Here is an 18,570-nt window from a genome sequence, read left to right as displayed (position 1 = left end):
AGCGGATGCTGGTTTCCAGCCCGCAAATGCGTTGAGAACTTTAGAGAGAGGTCATGAATGAGACGTGAAATCGAACCAATCCACATCGACCATTTCTGGTCATGACGCACTGCGCCAAGCCCCGCCACAGTCTTCACATCGCCTCGAAATCGAGCCCTATATCCAACACCGGCGCGGAATGCGTCAGCCAACCCATGGATAGCAGGTCTACGCCGCTTTCCGCCACAGCTGCCGCATTGGCCAGCGTTATGCCGCCCGATGCCTCGGCAATTGCCCTGCCCGCGATAAAATCCACCGCCTCGCGCAGTTGCGCTGGCGTCATGTTATCAAGAAGCACAGCATCGGCGCCCTCTTCCATGGCTTCGCGCAATTGGTCGAAGCGATCGACCTCTACTTCGATTTTCAGCATATGCCCCGCATTGGCCTTGGCACGCCGCAGGGCTTCTTTCACCCCACCGGCAATTGCAATGTGGTTGTCCTTGATAAGAACGGCATCGCAAAGGGCGAACCGGTGGTTCATGCCGCCGCCCATCCGGACAGCATATTTTTCCAGCGCCCGCAGGCCGGGCGTGGTCTTGCGGGTACAGACCACCGCTGCCTTCGTGTGGGCCACGGCCTGCACCACCTGCCCTGTTATTGTTGCAATGCCCGAAAGATGCCCGAGAAAATTCAGCGCCACCCGTTCTGCTGTCAGCAAGGCGCGGGAGCGGCCGGTCATGGTTGCGAGAACCGTTCCGGCCGCAGCCTTTTCGCCATCCCTGACATGAGCTTCGAAGCGGATTTCAGGATCGACAAGATGAAAAGCCAGCGCTGCAACGTCCAGTCCGGCAACCACGCCGTCTTGTCGAACCGCCATGACGACCTTGCAGCAATGGTCCGGGGTAATGACGGCATTGGAGGTCACGTCGCCCGCAAGGCCGAGATCTTCCAGCAGGGCATTGCGAACAAGAGGCTCCACCATCAGGCGCGGCAGGTTAAATGAGGACATGTCAGGCACTCCGAGCATGAGAATGGGAAAGAATGGCGCGGGCGCGGACCAGCACGGCATCAAGGCTCATGAACTGGCGTGAAGCGTCGGGCTGTGGCAGCGGATAATCCGTACGGGCATGGGCGCCGCGCGATTCCCGCCTTTCATGGGCAAACACCGCCATGCAAAGGGCAACGATTGCCGCATCCCGCTGTGGCCCATCGGCAGTGGCAAGCGGTAAAAGGCCCTCCACGGCCGCACGCAAGCCAGCCTCATGCCGCAGGACACCAAGATGGGCTGACGTGATGGCACGGACCTCAGCACCATCATCCTGCGCACAACAGGCTGGGACCGGTACGGGAGAAATTACCTCCGGCACGCTCATCCGGCGAATATCTGCCGCAACCCGCGCACCCATGACGGCAGCTTCCAGCAGCGAATTGCTGGCCAGCCGGTTTGCGCCATGCAGGCCGGTGCAGGCCACCTCGCCTGCCGCCCACAGCCCGGAAAGGCTGGTGCGCCCGTTCAGATCCGTCAAAACGCCACCCATGTGGTAATGGGCCGCGGGCCGCACCGGCACCGGCTGAACCGCCGGATCAACCCCTGCTTCCATGCAAAGCGCATGGATGGCAGGAAATCTCGCCGCAAAACCATGGCCGAGCGCTGCGCGGGCATCGAGAAAAACCTTGCCTCCACGCTGCAATTGCGCGCTGATGGCGCGGGCCACCACATCGCGGGCCGCCAGTTCGGCTCCCGGCCAGGCCGACATGAACCTCTCACCCCGTTCATTGACGAGGATTGCGCCTTCGCCGCGAACCGCCTCGCTGATGAGGCCGAGCGGCCGGGTCCGGCCTTCAAGCGCCGTGGGATGAAACTGCACGAATTCCATATCGGCCAGCACGGCACCGGCGCGGGCGGCCAATGCCACGCCCTGCCCAAGATGACCGCAGGGATTGGTGGTTGCCTCGAAAAGGCCGCCAAGCCCGCCCGTGGCAAGCACGATGCGGCTTGCCGCGATCACATCATCGCCTTGCGGCCCGGTAACGAGGGCGCCACACACACTGCCCTGCCGGGTCAGCAGATGGCGCACCAGACTTGCTTCCACAATGCGGATCGAGGGCGTTTCCTGTGCTCGCGCCACAAGCGCGCGCACGATCTCCGCGCCAGACCCGTCACCGCCGACATGCAGAATGCGGCGACGGCTATGGGCTGCCTCAAGCCCTGCGGCCAGCGTGCCATCAGGGTTGAAATCGAAACGCACGCCAAAGCTCTGGAGCGCCTCAATGGCGCTGCGTGCCGCGCCCGTCACAGCCCGCACGGCGTGCGAATCGCAAAGCCCATCGCCCGCCGCCAGTGTATCTTCGCCATGGCGTTCCGCATCGTCATCGGCGCCAAGCGCTGCGGCAACGCCGCCCTGCGCCCACTGGCTGGAACTCTCGCCACCGGCCAGCGCGCGGGTTACGAGAAGCACAGGCAGCGGCGCAAGGCTGAGCGCCGTCATCAATCCGGCAAGCCCGCTGCCGATTACCAGAACCGGGTTGGCGAAGGAGGCGGTCATACGGCGAGCATCCTTTCCACCGCACGGCGTGCTGCCACGGCAATCGCCGGATCGACAGTTACCTCATGGCGATTATGCTCCAGCGCCTCGCGAATATTCTTCAGCGAAATGCGCTTCATATGCGGGCAGAGATTGCACGGACGCACGAATTCCACATCCGGATGGTGAACGGCCACATTGTCGCTCATCGAACATTCGGTGATCAGCACGACGCGGCCCGGCTTTTCGCGGCCAACATAATCCGACATCACCGCAGTCGATCCGGCGAAATCCGCCGCCTCGACCACATCGGGAGGACATTCGGGATGCGCCAGAACCACGATGCCGGGATGAGCCGCCCGTAATTCGTGAATGTCGCTGGCCGTGAAAAGCTCATGCACTTCACAATGACCATGCCAGGCCAGAATCTCGACACTGGTTTCCCGCGCCACGTTCTTTGCCAGATATTCATCCGGCAGCATCAGCACCTTCGGCACGCCGAGCGATTCCACCACCTGCCGCGCATTGCCGGAAGTGCAGCAAATATCGGACGCCGCCTTTACCGCTGCCGACGTGTTGACATAGGTGATGACCGGCACACCGGGATGGGCTGCGCGCAGAAGGGCTATATCTTCCGGCGTAATCGAATCGGCCAGCGAACAACCGGCCCCCATATCGGGGATCAGCACGGTTTTTTCCGGATTGAGCAGCTTGGCCGTTTCCGCCATGAAATGCACGCCTGCCAGAACGATGACGTCGGCCTCGACCTCCATGGCCTTGCGCGCCAGCGCCAGACTGTCACCGACAATATCGGCAACGCCGTGAAAGATTTCCGGCGTCTGGTAATTATGGGCCAGAATCACGGCGTTGCGGCTTTTCTTCAGCGCCAGAATGGCGGCAACATCGTCTTCGTAAGACAGCCATTCTGCCTTTGGCACCACTCGTGAAACGCGCTCATAAAGCGCGGGCATGGCGATGGTCATAACTCACTCCCTTTCTACTCAAAATGAGTATATGGGGCGGAGTCATTATTCTCGTTTTGAGTTTATGTCAATCGCGTCTGTTGCGTCTGTGGCCGCGTCGAAATCGCAAGGTGGAATCAGTTGCGCGATAGCGGCAGCTTGGTGCCGGAAAGAGCGCGCTCCTCAAGAACAGCATGACGGTAACGGAAAAGCTTGGCAGGCCGTCCGCCGGTTTCGCTGGCCATTTCGCCTGTCTCCTCGATCAGGTTCTGCTGATCGATGAGACGGCGGAAATTGGGCTTGTGCAGCGTCAACCCCGCAAGCGCCTCGACGCAGCGCTGCAATTGCAGCAGGGTAAAGCTTTCCGGCATCAACTCGAACACCACCGGACGATATTTGATTTTGGCGCGCAGGCGCGCAATTCCGGTGGCGAGAATGCGGCGGTGATCGGCAAACATGGCCCGTCCGGCCGTGACCTCCGCCCCGGCTTCGGAAACCAGTCCCGCCTCGTACATCAATTCATAGCGCTGTAGAACGAGGTCTTCGTTCCAGTTCATCCCGTTGAGACCAAAGGAGAAATCCACCCGCCTCTGGCGGTGTTCCCGGCGAATGGAGCCTTGCTGCGCCCATTCGCCCAACCGGGCGGTTATCGCCTCAAGACAGGCGGGCGGACCGGAACGATGATCTTCCCAGGGAAAATAGCCATACCAGCCGTGCCAGCCGGGGCGCCCCGCGCCCGGCGCTGCCTGCTCGCGCACAAGCCCCAGATAGCTGATGGAAATCGCCCTGTCGCCTTCTGTGGCGCGGTCCCGGTCCGCAAAGGTGTAAAGCTGTTCGAGATAGCCGACCGGATGCCCCGTCTGCTGTTCGATCCACTCACGCAGGCCGCCTTGCAGGCTGCGATGGCTCACCTCGAAAGGACCGGAAGGAAGCGCCTCACCGCCACGAACAGTCATGACACGCGGCTCATCGCCCGTGACGGCGGTAAGGACGGCTATCAGTTCGGCACGTGCCAATGAATTATACAAGAGCGAATCCGCATTCATCAAATCATTGCCTGATAGTAGCGCATAAGCCGCCGGCCCGATATTGGCCACACAAAAAAACACGCGATTCCGCGATGGTCTACACCATCAATATTAGCACCACAGAATAAAGTAAACTAAGAAAGTAACGACAAAATATAATTTTATAAAAAATATTTTACTAATAAATACTGCGACATTTTGTCAATCTTTTATTCTCAAGGAACAGACACGATCTATTCCAATGTAAAGCAACCTTAACATCAGGAAGACTCCATGAAGCACAAGATCCTTTCCGCCGCCGTTATCGCCGCCGCAGCATTTGCCGTGCCGACGCTGGCGTCTGCCGCAACCTGCAAGCCCTCCATCACGGAAACCGAGGTAAAACAGGCGCAGGAAAACTGGGGCAAGGGCTTGGTGGCCATCGGCGCGGCAAAGGAGCCCAAGGCAGAAGCGGAAAAGTTCATTGCCGAGGTCTATGGCTTCAAGGAAGGCAAGGTTCTGTTCAAGCCCACCAAGGCGTCTGCGCCGGAATTCCGCGACACGCCGGATGAAGCGCTTTCCTACTTCGTCAAGGGCAGCGTGGCGGAAGACAAGGGCTTTGCCCTTGCGCCCTATACCAATGTGCGTTTCGAGAACAACGCCATCACCTATGACTGCAACAGCGCCATTTCCATGGGCAACTATTACTTCACCGCCAAGGATGGCTCTGTCACCAAGGTTGACTATACCATGGGCTTTATCAAGGGCGCCGATGGAAAGCTGAAGATCAACTTGCAGCATTCTTCGCTGCCCTACGTTCCCCACGATTGATGCCGGCAGCATTTTCCGAGAAAATGTCTTCGCCTTTTGCGGCAATACAGCTGAAGCCGGAGTGCCGGGAAGCATCGAATAGCGTCAGGCCCTTTCCAGCACGCTGAATAACTCCATGAAAAAGCGGGGGCGGTTTTCACCGCCCCCGCATTCTCGCCGCCCGGTGCATAACGATCAGCGGGCAGTTTCCACTTTTAGCGCAACAGCGTTATCCGGCCGACTTTTTGGCCGCCTTGCGCTTGAGATCCGGCGGCGTGGCCTCCTCGGCAAGCCGGGATACGGCCTCATCCAGCGACAGCGACACCTGCTCCTGCGAGCCGAGACGGCGAATATTCACCGTGCGCTCTTCTGCTTCCTTGCGCCCGCAGACGATGATGACCGGCACCTTGGTAACGGAATGTTCGCGGATCTTGTAGTTGATCTTCTCGTTGCGGAAATCGGTTTCCACCTCAAGCCCCGCCTCGCGCAGCATGTCGGCCACCTCACGCCCGTAATCATCGGCATCGGAGGTGATGGTGGCAACAACCACCTGAAGCGGCGCAAACCACAAGGGCATGTGGCCCGCGAAATTCTCGATGAGAATACCCAGAAAACGCTCCATCGAGCCGCAAATTGCGCGATGGATCATCACCGGCTGGGTCTTTTCCGAGTTCTGGTCGATATAGAAAGCGCCGAAGCGTTCCGGCAGGTTGAAGTCCACCTGCGTGGTGCCGCACTGCCACTCGCGGCCGATGGCATCCTTCAGCGTATATTCGAACTTGGGACCATAGAAGGCGCCCTCGCCCGGCAGAACGCCGGTCTTGATCCGCCCGCCCGATTGTTCCTCGATGGTTTTCAGCACATCCATCATCACGCTTTCGGCGCGATCCCACAAAGCGTCGGAGCCAACCCGCTTCTCCGGACGGGTAGAAAGCTTCACCACCACTTCCTTGAAGCCGAAATCCTCGTAGACCGACAGGATGAGATCGTTGATGCGCAGGCATTCCGCCGCCATCTGCTCTTCCGTGCAGAACACATGGGCATCGTCCTGGGTAAAGCCGCGCACGCGCATGAGACCATGCAGCGCACCCGACGCCTCATAGCGATGCACAAGCCCGAATTCCGCAAGGCGAACAGGCATATCACGGTAAGACTTCAAGCCATGCTTGAAGATCTGGACGTGGCCGGGGCAGTTCATGGGCTTCAGGGCGAAAATACGCTGATCGGCCTCTTCATCGTCGGGATGGGTAAAGGCATGGGCCGATTTCACGGCAAACATGTTTTCCTGATACCAGCCCCAGTGACCCGAGGTTTCCCACAGCGATTTGTCCAGAACCTGCGGTGCATTGACCTCCTGATAGGTGCCAGCCAGACGGCGGCGCATATAGGCCGTCAGCGTCTGGAACAGGCGCCAGCCCTTGCCGTGCCAGAATACGACGCCGGGGCCTTCTTCCTGAAAATGGAACAGGTCCATTTCCCGGCCAAGCTTGCGGTGATCGCGCTTTTCGGCCTCGGCCAGAATATGCAGATATTGGTCGAGATCGGCCTGCTCGGCCCAGGCCGTGCCGTAAATGCGGGTCAGCATGGGGTTGTTGCTATCGCCACGCCAATAGGCTCCCGCCACCTTCATCAGCTTGAAAGCCGTACCGATCTGCCCGGTCGAGGCCATGTGCGGGCCACGGCAGAGGTCGAACCAGTCGCCCTGATAATAAATCTTCAGGTCCTGATCTTCAGGAATGGCATCGACCAGCTCCACCTTGTAGGCCTCACCCTTGGCGGCGAAAACCTCGCGGGCCTTGTTGCGCGGCCAGACCTCCTTGCGGAAAGCCTGATTGCGGCCGATGATTTCCTTCATCTTCTTTTCGATCTTCGGAAGATCGTCCGGGGTGAAGGGTTCGTCCTTGGCAAAGTCGTAATAGAAGCCGTTTTCGATAACCGGGCCGATCGTTACCTGCGTGCCGGGCCACAGCTCCTGCACGGCCTCGGCCATAACGTGAGCACAGTCATGACGAATGAGTTCCAGCGCGCGCGGATCTGTTCGCGTAATGATTTCGATCTTCCCGCTCGTGACCGGATCGGCAAGATCGCGAACCTCACCATCCAGCGCGATTGCCACGGCCTTCTTGGCCAGCGACTTGGAAATCGATTCGGCGACATCCTTGCCCGTTGCGCCAGCCTCGAAGCTGCGCACGGAACCATCGGGAAATGTAAGGGAAACGGCTTCAGACATGTTAGCTCCACTCCAGTCCCGCCAACCAATGCGGGTGGTGACATGACCCGGCGCGAAGATGCCGGGAATGAAGGCGCTGGATACTGAAATTCGCCTTGTCAGTAAAGTCTAATCGGCAGGTGGCTCGAAGCCCCAGAAGGAAAGCGCCTGCGACGAAACGCCCGCCAGAAACATCTGCAACACGTTCTCATCAAGATGACGGCGCAGCACCGTGACCACATCCTCGATCGCGGTGTCCGTCGAAAGATTGTGATTGTGCCGAAGCGCCAGCACTTCCGCCATCATCTCCTTGCGCGACAGAAACGGCAAAGCGGGCGGATGGCAATCCCATTGGCTGACAAACAGCGCCCGGAGCCCAACGGGCAGAAGGTCGGCAAAGGCAAGCCCCTCAGCAACGGTCAGGCGAGCGCGAAAAACCCGCAGCACCGCTTCCAGCGTGGTAAAGGCCCGATGCGTGGTGGCAAGCATGGCCTGATCCCGCAGATCGACGAGGACAGCCTCAAAATCACGCGAGGCCTGACGATATTCCTCAGGCACGGTCAAAGGCTTATTCCCGCTCGCTTGCGCCCGAACTGCCATAGCCGCCAGACCTGCCAGAAACGAAACCTCTCTCCCAAAAAAGCAGGCACGTCATCCACGCCCCAGGTTCCGCCGGGTCCGCAGCGCAGGACCCTGAAAAGGGTAAGCCAGCCACCGCTCCACATTCCATGCCGGGCAATGGCCTCATAACCATATTCGGAACAGGTGGGCATATGTCGGCAATGATTGCCCACAAGGCTGGAAAGCGTGAGTTGATAAAGGCGAATGAGACCCATGCCGATCAGCCGCCCCGGCGTTTTGCGAAACGGGCCGGAAAAATTGCGCCCGGTGGGCGGCTTTTCATCCTCGTCTTCGGCAAGCTCGCAGAACTGGCACATTTCAACCCGCCATGGCGTGATCTTTGGCCTCTATCTGGTCGAGACAGTCCACCACCGCTTCAAAGGTCAGCATGGTGGAGGCGTGGCGGGCTGGATAATCCTTTACCGGCTTCAGATAGCGCATATCTTCAAAACGCCCGTCCGGCCCCTCGCCGCCCTCCTTCAGCATGGAAAGCATATCGGCGCGGGCCTTGCGAACCTCGCTGAAACTTGCCCCGACCACACAGCGGGCCATGACAGAGGCCGCCGCCTGCCCCAGCGCACAGGCGCGCAATTCATGGGCAAAATCCGTAACGATCCCGCCTTCGGCCTTCACATGCGCCGTCAGGCGCGATCCGCAAAGGCGCGAATGTTTTTCAGCACTTGCATCGGCCTGCGGCAAGGGACCTATGCGCGTGACATTTCCCGCGAATTCGAGAATTTTGCTGTTATAAATGTCATCCATCAGGAAACTTTGCTCCGGCAGGGCGCAAATGCGGAGGATGAAACCTTTCATCGCCATGTCATTTGCGCAACACTGTGTCGCCTTTCCGATCCTGTACGAACCGGGACGGCTTCCTATATAGCAGTGTCGGATGCATTCAGGAACAGGCAGGCAATGCAAAAGCTGCGGCATTTGGACTGATCCAGAAGCATGGTCGCAACGTAGAACAAGCACGGAATGAGCGTGGCCAAAGCTTGCCATCCGCTTTTTCTCCGGTCTTCGACAGACGGAAGCAACCGCGCTTTCAGGATTGGACTTGCAATATGAGCAGAATTACGCATTTACAACCGGGTTCCTCTCTGAAGGTTCCTTCCAGGGCGGCTGAACAGGAGACAAAGGGCATGGACGCCATCGTAAAAAAATTGTCGCCGGAAACGGCGCGCCCAAGCCGCGAGGAAGCCGAGGAAGCCGTGCGCACCCTGTTGCGCTGGGCCGGTGACGATCCGGCCCGTGAAGGGCTTCTCGATACGCCGAAGCGCGTGGCAAAGGCCTATGCAGAACTGTTCAGCGGCTACCGCGCCGATATTGACGATGTGCTCGGCACGACCTTCGAGGAAGTGGCCGGCTATAACGACATCGTTCTGGTGCGCGACATTCCGTTTTTCTCGCATTGCGAACATCACATGCTGCCGGTGATCGGCAAGGCGCATGTGGCCTATCTTCCGCAGGGCCGCGTGCTTGGTCTTTCGAAGATCGCCCGCGTGGTGGACGTGTTTGCGCGGCGCCTGCAAACCCAGGAAGCCATGACAGCGCAGATCGCCGAATCCATCGATGCAAACCTCAAGCCGCGCGGCGTGGCCATCATGGTCGAGGCCGAGCATATGTGCATGGCCATGCGCGGCATTCAGAAATCCGGTTCAACCACGCTGACGACCACGTTCACGGGCGAATTCAAGGACAATGCCGCCGAGCAGGTGCGTTTCATGACCATGGTTCGCGGCCGCTGATATTTTCTTTGAAAGGCTGTTGCTTTAATAAAGGGCGTGAGACGCAGATTGCGTTTTGCGCCCTTGATTTGCGAGATGACAATGACAGAATTTCCTGCCCCTTCCGTGGACAAGACAGAGCTTGAAGGACAGGGCCTGTTGACGCCGAAATTCGATGACAACGGCCTCGTCACGGCCATTGTCACCGACCATCGCGATGGGGAGTTGCTGATGGTGGCGCACATGAATGCGCAGGCGCTCTCGTTGACGCTTGAAAGCGGCATTGCCCATTATTACAGCCGCTCGCGCCAGAAGATCTGGAAAAAAGGCGAAAGCTCCGGCAACCTTCAGAGCGTGCGTGAAATTCGCGTCGATTGCGATCAGGATGCCATCTGGCTCAAGGTAGAGGTGGCTGGCCATGATGCCACCTGCCACACGGGCCGCCGCTCCTGCTTTTATCGCAGTGTCGTGCTGGAAGACGGTGTCGCCAGAACCGTGATCACCGATGACCACCGGCATTTCGACCCGGACACTGTTTACGGCGGTTCCGGCAAGCCATAACACCGCCCGCAAGCACGCGGCTTTTCACATCTTCACGCAAATTGACTTGTGCCGCGCAACATAGCCGCCATTCTCAAGACTTTGGTAAGTCACTGCCAGCCATCATGTCCCGATGGTGGGGGAGATAAGCGATGTTGAACTGGGGTCTGAAATCACAGGGTGGCGGTGGTGGCAAAGCCACCGAAACCGAGCCTCCGAAAATTCCGCCCGTGCGGGAAAAGCCAAGGATCGCGCTGGCGCTGGGTGGCGGGGCGGCCCGCGGCTGGGCGCATATCGGCGTGCTCAAGGCGCTGGACGAGGCGGGCATCGAAATTTCCATGATCGCGGGCACCTCCATAGGCGCGCTGGCGGGCGGCTGCTATCTGGCGGGAAAACTGGGCGAACTGGAAGAATTTGCCCGCTCGCTGACCGTGCGCCGCATTGCGCAATTGCTGGACCTCACCATCGGCGGCGGTGGCCTTCTGGGTGGAATGCGGCTTACCAAGCGAATGCAGGAGCATTTGCAGGGTGTGACCATCGAAGAACTTCCCAAACCCTTCGTCGCGGTAGCATCCGAGTTGAAGAGCGGCCATGAGGTGTGGATCGACGGCGGACCGCTTATTACCGCGCTTCGCGCATCCTATGCGCTTCCGGGCATATTCGAGCCTGTTCGCAGCAATGGCCGGACGCTGGTGGACGGCGCGCTCGTCAATCCCGTTCCCGTTTCAGTGTGCCGCGCACATGAGCAGCCGCTGGTGGTGGCCGTGAACCTGAATTACGACCTCTTCGGCCGCTCTGCCGTCGTCAAGCACAAGGTTGGCGAGGATATGCAGGAAAAAAATCCCGTGGCCAGCAACAAGCTGGGCCTGACCTCCGTCATGGTGCAATCCTTCAACATCATTCAGGATCGGATTTCACGGGCAAGACTGGCAGGAGACCCGCCTGACCTCGCCCTTCACCCGCGGGTAAACGATATTGGACTTTCGGAGTTTCACCGCGCCGATGACTGCATAGCGCGCGGCTATGAGGAAGCCATGGCCAGAATTGGTGAGATTACCCGGATGCAGGAAGCTTACATGCGGTAAGGGTGCCTCAGACCACACCAGCTTGCCCGGCACGCCCCCTCCCTGTCCTGCACACGTAGAGCGTTGTCATGAGAAAAGTGGGAACCGGTTTCCAATGGGAATGCAGGAGAAAATAGAGAGAATATTCCATTATTCGATGAAAACGGAATATTCTCCGCAGGAAAACAATAGGAAAATTTTCTGCGGAGGTACTGTCCGACCTTATTCCGCCTTAGACGAATCGCAGCCTTGCAACATCAGGGATACCCGCCCGATTTCTACTGCGGGGAATATGTCTTGATGCGTGCGACGATCTTTTCGTCGAGGACGAAGCAATCGAAGAACTCCTGTCATTTTTCGGCTGATCTTCGCGCTTCGGTCAGCATCTGCCTGAGTTCGTTGATGCCATCGTCTTTCAACGGGGGCGTACTCTCCTTCTGAGCGGATCGACATTCCGGCTGAGGTGAGATGAAAACGGTGAGTATCGATAACCGGAGCAAAGTATACTTAACGCCCATGAAACTCGACAAGGGCAGAAAGTTGCCGTTTGCAGCCTGTTCAAGACCGAATGAAAGCAGTCCTGGCATTCCGCCCATTGTGGCCCGTGACCTTTACATTTGCAGACACTGCATCATCTCCCTTGCGACGAAACCAATGAAAGGCGCCACCATGCCCCGCTCCCTCCACGCTGCCATCGCTCTGGTTTTTCTCGGTTGTCTTCCGGTTTCACCGGCAATGGCTGCCAGCTTCGACTGCAATCGGACCGATCTCAAGGCCGACGAAAAAGCCATTTGCGAGCATCGGGATCTCAACGATCTCGATGTTAAAATGGTCACAACCTTCGATCTCCTCTCCGGCCTGCTTGCCATGGGCAATCGTGGCGAGTTGCAGGATCAGCAGACTGCGTGGCTGAAAAGCCGTCAGGCCTGCAATGCGGAGATTGCATGTATTAAAACAACATACGAGGAAAGGTTGAAGCAGCTCATGAAGGTTTACGATAATATCGAGCGACCGCGCTGAGCGGCAGATCTCCCCGAAAATCTGTCAGACAGCTTCTTCCCCAACGGGAAAAAATCGCTTAAAGGGAAGAGAGAAGTCTATGCTGCGGCTCTGCGGGGAGTCCATAACAAGAATCGCGACGCGCAGCAGCTTGGCCCGGACTTGCAAAAGTCCGGGCCCTTATTTCGGGGGATATGCCATGAAGATCATGATTATCAACACGGGCGGCACCATAAGCTGCGTGGGAAACCCCCTGGCCCCGATGACATCGTCTGCCTTTGCCGAGGCCTGCCGTGTGCAGCTTGAGCCGCTTCTGGCACAACGTTTTCCCGACCTGGTGCTGGACTACGCCACGGATCTGGCCTTTCCCGAGAGCGCCAACGGCATGTTGGACAGCACCAACCTCCAGCCTTCCGACTGGTGTCTGATTGCCGACTACATTCTGAACCATTACGATGAGGCCGATGGCTGGGTGGTGTTGCATGGCACCGATACCATGGATTTCACCGGCATGGCCCTGCCGCTGCTGCTGTCGCGTTTCAGCGCCGACGGCACGCCGCTTGCAGCCCTTTCCAAGCCGGTAATCCTGACGGGTTCACAGGTGCCCCTTTTCTATTCGCCGGGCGGCGGACGCATCGAGGGAATGCATTTCAACACCGATGCCTTCCAGAATGTCTGCGGCGCGGTGGCGGCAGCCCGTTCCGGCCTTTCGGAAGTCTGTCTGTTTTTCGATAGCCTGCTGCTGCGCGGTTCGCGCATCACCAAGACGGATGCAAACCAGTTTCGCGGTTTTTCCACCCCCAATGCTGCGCCCTTGGGGCGCTATGGCATTTCATTCACGCTCGATTCGGGCGAGATTCTGCCCCCGCCGGTATCGCGCCAGATCAGCCTTGACGATGAAAATGTGCGTGCGGACGTGCTGAGGCAGCTTTCCCATATCCGCTCGCGCATCGGGGCCGTGCGGGTGGCGCAACTCAACGCCTTTCCCGCCCATTACGATCAGCGCGAGGGCAGCGCCCTGCTGGCCGATCTGATCAATGCCTGCGTGGCGCAAGGTGTGAGCGGGCTGGTTCTGGAATCCTACGGTGCCGGCAATTTCCCCAGCGGCAATGCCAATAGTGCAAAGGATGGCGCCATATACAAGGCGCTGGACGCGGCCAGCAAGGCCGGTGTCGTGATTATGGACAATACGCAGGTTCTGCACGGCTGGGTGGACTATAATGCCTATGCCGCAGGCGCCTGGCTTCCGGCCATTGGCGCCCTGAACCCTGTGGACATGACGCCCATGGCATCGCTGGCCAAACTGACCGTGCTGCTTGCCGCGCGCGAGGGCAATGGCTGGTCCATGGATGACGTGAAACATCTCATGCAGATACCGCTGGCTGGCGAAATGGCGGCCATCAGCCAGCTCGACAGCCGTATCAACCCGGTTCTGCTTGCCGGTCAGGCGATCAAGACATTCAATGGCAGCGCCGAACTCTTTAACGATCCGCAAAAAGGTCCGCTCCTGCGCCAGAATGGCGGCAGGATTCTCTGGTCCATGCTTGCCCCTGATGCGCAGGCAGAACTACCCGGCCGGCTGGTGGTTCAAAATGACGGCAATCTTGTCTTTTACAGCCGCAACAATCAGCCGCTCTGGGCCAGCAATACCGGACAGGCAGAGAGTGCGGCGTCCAGCCTGCGGTTGACGGCAAGCGCCGGAGACGTAAAGCTCAGCCTTTACGATTATGCCCTTCAGCGCGAGAGCTGGGCGCATCGCGCCTTGATCTGACAAAAAAGCAGCCCGCCGCGCTACCGGAAGGCTGCCTCATTCAAATGCAGACCGTCTTGGTATGATCTAGCACATCGCCATGCGGCGGTGTGCAAGACCGGAGCCCGGAAATCCGGGCGGGATTACGCCACGTTCAGCGCTGCTTCCGGGGCAATCGCATCGTAGCCCAGTGCGTCAGCCACGGCCTTGTTGGTGATCCGGCCCTTGTGGACGTTCAAACCGTTTCGCAGATGCCGGTCTTCCGCAATGGCGCGCAGACCCCGGTCAGCCAGGGCAAGACCGTGAGAAAGCGTTGCATTGTTCAGGGCGTGGGTAGAGGTAATCGGCACGGCGCCCGGCATATTGGCCACGCAATAGTGGATCACGCCATCGACCTCGAAGGTCGGCTCGGAATGGGTGGTGGCGTGCGAGGTTTCAAAGCAACCGCCCTGATCGATAGCAACATCGACGATGACTGCGCCCTTCTTCATGCCGGAAAGCATTTCCCGCGTGACCAGCTTGGGGGCGGCAGCGCCGGGAATGAGCACGGCGCCAATCACCAGATCAGCCGAGAAAACCTCCTGCTCAAGCGCATCGATGGTCGAATAGACCGTATGCACACGGCCATTGAAAATATCATCCAACTGGCGCAGACGCGGCAGAGAACGATCGACGATCGTCACATCGGCCCCGAGGCCAACGGCCATCTTGGCGGCATGAAGGCCAACCACGCCTCCGCCGATCACCGTGACCTTGGCCGGCAATACGCCGGGAACGCCGCCCAGCAGGATGCCACGGCCGCCATGGGCCTTCTGCAACCCGGTTGCACCGGCCTGAATGGCCAAGCGCCCGGCCACTTCCGACATCGGCGCCAGCAGCGGCAGGCCGCCCCGGTCATCCGTCACGGTCTCATAGGCAATCGCGGTCACGCCGGACCCGATAAGACCCTTGGTCTGCTCCGGATCGGGCGCAAGATGCAGATAGGTGTAGAGCAACTGGCCCTCGCGCAGCATGGCCCATTCCTGCGGCTGCGGTTCCTTGACCTTCACGACCATGTCGGCCTTTTCGAACACATCGCGTGCCGTGGCGACAATTCTGGCACCGGCGGCCTGATAGGCGCCATCGTCGGCGCCAATGCCTGCCCCAGCCCCGGTTTCCACGAGAACCTCGTGGCCGTGGGCAACATATTCACGCACAGCGGCAGGCGTCAGGCCCACGCGATATTCATGGTTCTTGATTTCCTTAGGGCAGCCTACACGCATCCCGTTTTTCCTTATTTTTCCCCGCAAGGCGTCAATGTTGTAACGCAGGAAAATTCAAACAGAAAAAACTGGCAATGTCCTTGCAAAGACAGCTTGCCCGCGACACGAGTTTCGTGAAAAATTGCAGGAATTGGCTATTCTGGTAGATTTTATTGCACACATGCAGCTGGACACAATTGATCTTGCGATCCTCAAGGAATTGCAGCGGAACGGACGCATCTCCAACAGCGAGCTTGCAGAGCGGGTGGGCTTGAGCGCGTCGGCCTGCTCGCGCCGCCATGACGCGCTGGAAAAGGCTGGCGTCATTTCCGGCTATCATGCCCGCCTTGCCCACAAGGCGCTGGATTACAAGATGATGGTGATCGTCCACATCTCGCTATCGGGTCAATTCGCCAAAACGCTTCAGGAATTCGAGGCCGCCGTAAAGCGCTGCCCGAATGTGTTGGTCTGCTATCTTATGTCAGGCGAATACGACTATATCCTGCGTGTTGCCGCAAAGGATCTTGAAGACTACGAGCGCATTCACCGCGACTGGCTTTCCGCCCTGCCGCATGTGGTGAAAATCAATTCCAGCTTTGCGCTGCGCGAAATCATCGACCGGCCCAATGTGGGACTTTGAGAAAATTCTACTGCATAATTCCTTAAATCGGAATCGATTTAAGGTGAAAATTATGCAGCAGATTTAAAGTTTTACAGCGTCCTTTGTGCGTTTGATAAAACGCACGGCGCTGTAAATTTCAGGATCAAAAGAGATTTGCTGTGAAAGGGGCAGAATCTCTGCTTTTTTCATAGCATCATCCTGCTGTCATGTTATGCCTTCAATCGTCATGCAACGCGCATAACCGAAGGCAGGAGAGCCCCCGTGACATTCAGACAGCCTCACACCCTCGACCTCCATCCCATCACCCGCCGTTCGCTGCTGAGTGGCTTTGCCGCCGCAGGCGCGCTGGTGGTGCTGCACCCCTTCGCGGCCCGCGCTGCCTCCAATCAGGCGCATCTGCGGCTGATGGAAACGACGGATATTCACGTCAACCTCATGCCTTACGACTATTATGCCGACAAGCCGAACGACACGCTCGGCCTGTCGCGCACCGCGTCCCTTATCGACGGCATCCGCGCGGAAGCTGGCAACTCCATGCTGATCGACAATGGCGATCTTTTGCAGGGCAGCCCCATGGGCGATTACATGGCCTATAAGAAGGGCATGAAGGCCGGTGATCTGCATCCGGTAATGAAGGCCATGAACGCGCTGGGCTATGATTGCGGCACGCTTGGCAATCACGAGTTCAATTACGGCCTCGACTTCATGTTCAACACGCTGGCCGCAGCAAAGCACCCGATCGTCTGCGCCAACCTCACCAAGGGTCAGCTTGCCGCCGATCCGCGCAAGGATGAGCTGTTCTTCAAACCCTTCGTGATTATCGAAAAGAAGATCAAGGACGGCGCGGGCAATGAAAGCCCGATCAAGGTGGGCTTCATCGGCTTCGTGCCGCCGCAGATCATGGTGTGGGATGCCAAGAACCTTGAAGGCAAGGCCCAGACCCGCGACATCGTGGAAGCCGCCCGTGCCTGGGTGCCGGTCATGAAGGAGCAAGGCGCAGACATCGTCATCGCGCTTTCCCATTCCGGTATTGACGCCAAGGGGCAGAGCGAGAAGATGGAAAATGCATCGCTCTATCTCGCAGGCGTCGAAGGGATCGATGCGATCTTTACCGGCCACCAGCACCTCGTCTTCCCCGGCCCCAAGACCTGGGAGGGAATGCAGGGCGTGGATGCGGTGAAAGGCACATTGATGGGCAAGCCCGCCGTGATGGCCGGTTTCTGGGGCTCGCATATGGGCCTGATCGATCTTTTGCTGGAGAAGGATGGCAAGAGCTGGAAGATCGTGGATTTCACCAGCGAGGCGCGCCCCATCTACCACCGCGACGACAGCAAGAAGATCATCGCCGATACTGGCGACAAGGCGGCAATCGTGGCTGCCGTGAAAGAAGAACACGAAGCCACGCTGACCTATGTGCGCACGCCCGTCGGCAAAACCGCCGCCCCGCTTTACTCCTATTTTGCTCTGGTGGCGGATGATCCCTCGGTGCAAATCGTCTCCAACGCCCAGCTCTGGTACATCAAGGACATGCTGAAGGAGACGAAATTCAAGGACTATCCGGTTCTTTCCGCCGCAGCCCCCTTCAAGGCAGGCGGACGCGGCGGCGCCGATTACTACACCGATGTTCCCGCAGGCGACATCGCCATCAAGAACGTTTCCGATCTCTACCTCTACCCCAATACGGTGCAGGCCGTGCTGATCACCGGGGCGCAAGTGAAAAACTGGCTGGAAATGTCGGCTGGCATGTTCAACCAGATCAAGCAGGGCTCGCAGGATGCCGAGCTGCTCAATCTCGATTTCCCCTCCTATAATTACGACGTGATCGATGGCGTGACCTATGAGATCGACCTGTCGGAACCGGCGAAATACGACAAGGACGGCAAGGAAATCAATCCGCAAGCCAATCGCATCAAAAAGTTGAGCTTCGACGGAAAACCAATTGATCCGACACAGAAATTCGTGGTCGTCACCAATAATTACCGCGCCGGTGGCGGCGGCAAATTCCCGGAGATCACCAGCGACAAGGTGATCTTCGTCGGCCCCGATACCAACCGCGACGTGATCGTGCGCTACATCGTCTCACAAGGCACGATCAACCCGTCAGCCGACGGCAACTGGCGCTTTGCCCCACTGTCCGGCACCACCGCCAGCTTCCAGACCGGCCCAAAGGGCCGCGCCTTCGCAGGCAAGGTGGTTGGCGCGAAGATCGAGGACGCCGGAGACGGCACGGACGGATTTGCGAAATACCGTCTCGTGCTGTAGCGCCGGGAAGACCCCCCGCACAAAAAAGCAGGCCCCGCCAAGGGCCTGCTTCCAATTCAACGCATTTGAGCATTTCCGGCGAACACGGGTTCCACAGTACACGACGCTGAGGAATGTCGCGTGGCCTTCCCCCCTCTGCCTTGCCAGGCATCTCCCCCTCAAGGGGGGAGATTGCAATACGGACAAAGCGCCATTCTTCAAAGAATAGGTGTGGTGACGGCCTTTTTCAGGAATGTAGGCAGGGCCTTGATC

17 protein-coding genes are annotated in these 18,570 nt (G+C 58.7%); 8 read left to right on the top strand and 9 right to left on the bottom strand.

Annotated features, from left to right (window positions below; translation table 11 throughout):
* Positions 1-133 precede the first annotated feature (133 nt).
* From nadC to T424_RS0102475, 4 genes are all read right to left on the bottom strand, one after another.
* On the bottom strand, positions 134-988 hold the full coding sequence (gene nadC, locus T424_RS0102490; RefSeq protein WP_027486318.1) for a carboxylating nicotinate-nucleotide diphosphorylase: 855 nt from the start codon (positions 986-988) through the stop codon (positions 134-136).
* A 1-nt stretch (position 989) separates the two neighbouring features.
* Positions 990-2,525: an L-aspartate oxidase gene (locus T424_RS0102485; protein ID WP_027486317.1), complete on the bottom strand. Its 1,536-nt coding sequence runs from the start codon at positions 2,523-2,525 to the stop codon at positions 990-992.
* The gene (gene nadA / locus T424_RS0102480) at positions 2,522-3,487 is read right to left on the bottom strand and encodes a quinolinate synthase NadA (RefSeq protein WP_027486316.1); all 966 of its coding nucleotides are present in this window, start codon (positions 3,485-3,487) and stop codon (positions 2,522-2,524) included. Before nadA ends, T424_RS0102485 begins: the two co-directional genes overlap by 4 nt.
* A gap of 116 nt (positions 3,488-3,603) precedes the next feature.
* A complete protein-coding gene (locus T424_RS0102475) occupies positions 3,604-4,512 on the bottom strand; it encodes an NUDIX hydrolase (protein ID WP_027486315.1) in 909 nt (302 codons plus the stop codon).
* Between the two features lie 255 nt (positions 4,513-4,767).
* Between T424_RS0102475 and T424_RS0102470 the strand changes: the two genes are divergently transcribed.
* Entirely contained in the window at positions 4,768-5,304 is a 537-nt protein-coding gene (locus T424_RS0102470) for a hypothetical protein (RefSeq protein ID WP_027486314.1), read from the top strand.
* Positions 5,305-5,512: 208 nt separating this feature from the next.
* On the opposite strand, the gene thrS is transcribed toward T424_RS0102470, so the two are convergent.
* The 4 genes from thrS to T424_RS0102450 all read right to left on the bottom strand — a co-directional run bounded on the left by thrS (position 5,513) and on the right by T424_RS0102450 (position 8,875).
* Entirely contained in the window at positions 5,513-7,513 is a 2,001-nt protein-coding gene (gene thrS, locus T424_RS0102465) for a threonine--tRNA ligase (RefSeq protein WP_027486313.1), read from the bottom strand.
* 108 nt (positions 7,514-7,621) lie between these two features.
* Positions 7,622-8,050 (bottom strand): DUF2267 domain-containing protein, encoded by a 429-nt coding sequence (locus tag T424_RS0102460; protein WP_245269401.1) that lies wholly within the window; start codon positions 8,048-8,050, stop codon positions 7,622-7,624.
* Positions 8,051-8,052: 2 nt separating this feature from the next.
* Positions 8,053-8,430 (bottom strand): membrane protein insertion efficiency factor YidD, encoded by a 378-nt coding sequence (gene yidD / locus T424_RS0102455; RefSeq protein ID WP_027486311.1) that lies wholly within the window; start codon positions 8,428-8,430, stop codon positions 8,053-8,055.
* Between the two features lies 1 nt (position 8,431).
* Positions 8,432-8,875: an iron-sulfur cluster assembly scaffold protein gene (locus T424_RS0102450; RefSeq protein WP_210164376.1), complete on the bottom strand. Its 444-nt coding sequence runs from the start codon at positions 8,873-8,875 to the stop codon at positions 8,432-8,434.
* Between the two features lie 380 nt (positions 8,876-9,255).
* On the opposite strand from T424_RS0102450, the gene folE reads away from it, so the two are divergent.
* The 5 genes from folE (at position 9,256) to T424_RS0102420 (ending at position 14,214) form a co-directional block, all read left to right on the top strand.
* Positions 9,256-9,861, top strand: a complete 606-nt coding sequence (gene folE, locus T424_RS0102445) for a GTP cyclohydrolase I FolE (protein ID WP_027486309.1) — start codon at positions 9,256-9,258, stop codon at positions 9,859-9,861.
* Between the two features lie 75 nt (positions 9,862-9,936).
* The gene (hisI, locus tag T424_RS0102440; protein WP_027486308.1) at positions 9,937-10,401 is read left to right on the top strand and encodes a phosphoribosyl-AMP cyclohydrolase; all 465 of its coding nucleotides are present in this window, start codon (positions 9,937-9,939) and stop codon (positions 10,399-10,401) included.
* Between the two features lie 131 nt (positions 10,402-10,532).
* Positions 10,533-11,465 (top strand): patatin-like phospholipase family protein, encoded by a 933-nt coding sequence (locus tag T424_RS0102435; protein WP_027486307.1) that lies wholly within the window; start codon positions 10,533-10,535, stop codon positions 11,463-11,465.
* Between the two features lie 714 nt (positions 11,466-12,179).
* Positions 12,180-12,464, top strand: coding sequence for a lysozyme inhibitor LprI family protein (locus tag T424_RS0102425; protein WP_245269399.1), 285 nt, complete (start codon positions 12,180-12,182; stop codon positions 12,462-12,464).
* A 178-nt stretch (positions 12,465-12,642) separates the two neighbouring features.
* The gene (locus T424_RS0102420; RefSeq protein WP_027486305.1) at positions 12,643-14,214 is read left to right on the top strand and encodes an asparaginase domain-containing protein; all 1,572 of its coding nucleotides are present in this window, start codon (positions 12,643-12,645) and stop codon (positions 14,212-14,214) included.
* Between the two features lie 122 nt (positions 14,215-14,336).
* On the opposite strand, the gene ald is transcribed toward T424_RS0102420, so the two are convergent.
* The gene (ald, locus tag T424_RS0102415; protein ID WP_027486304.1) at positions 14,337-15,455 is read right to left on the bottom strand and encodes an alanine dehydrogenase; all 1,119 of its coding nucleotides are present in this window, start codon (positions 15,453-15,455) and stop codon (positions 14,337-14,339) included.
* A gap of 160 nt (positions 15,456-15,615) precedes the next feature.
* Between ald and T424_RS0102410 the strand changes: the two genes are divergently transcribed.
* Both T424_RS0102410 and T424_RS0102400 read left to right on the top strand, forming a co-directional pair.
* The gene (locus T424_RS0102410) at positions 15,616-16,074 is read left to right on the top strand and encodes an Lrp/AsnC family transcriptional regulator (RefSeq protein ID WP_037066508.1); all 459 of its coding nucleotides are present in this window, start codon (positions 15,616-15,618) and stop codon (positions 16,072-16,074) included.
* A 243-nt stretch (positions 16,075-16,317) separates the two neighbouring features.
* On the top strand, positions 16,318-18,318 hold the full coding sequence (locus tag T424_RS0102400; protein ID WP_037066407.1) for a bifunctional 2',3'-cyclic-nucleotide 2'-phosphodiesterase/3'-nucleotidase: 2,001 nt from the start codon (positions 16,318-16,320) through the stop codon (positions 18,316-18,318).
* Positions 18,319-18,570 lie beyond the last annotated feature (252 nt).

The sequence above is a fragment of the Allorhizobium undicola ORS 992 = ATCC 700741 genome (assembly GCF_000621665.1).
GTDB lineage: Bacteria > Pseudomonadota > Alphaproteobacteria > Rhizobiales > Rhizobiaceae > Allorhizobium > Allorhizobium undicola.
This window is presented reverse-complemented; position numbering and strand designations above follow the sequence as displayed.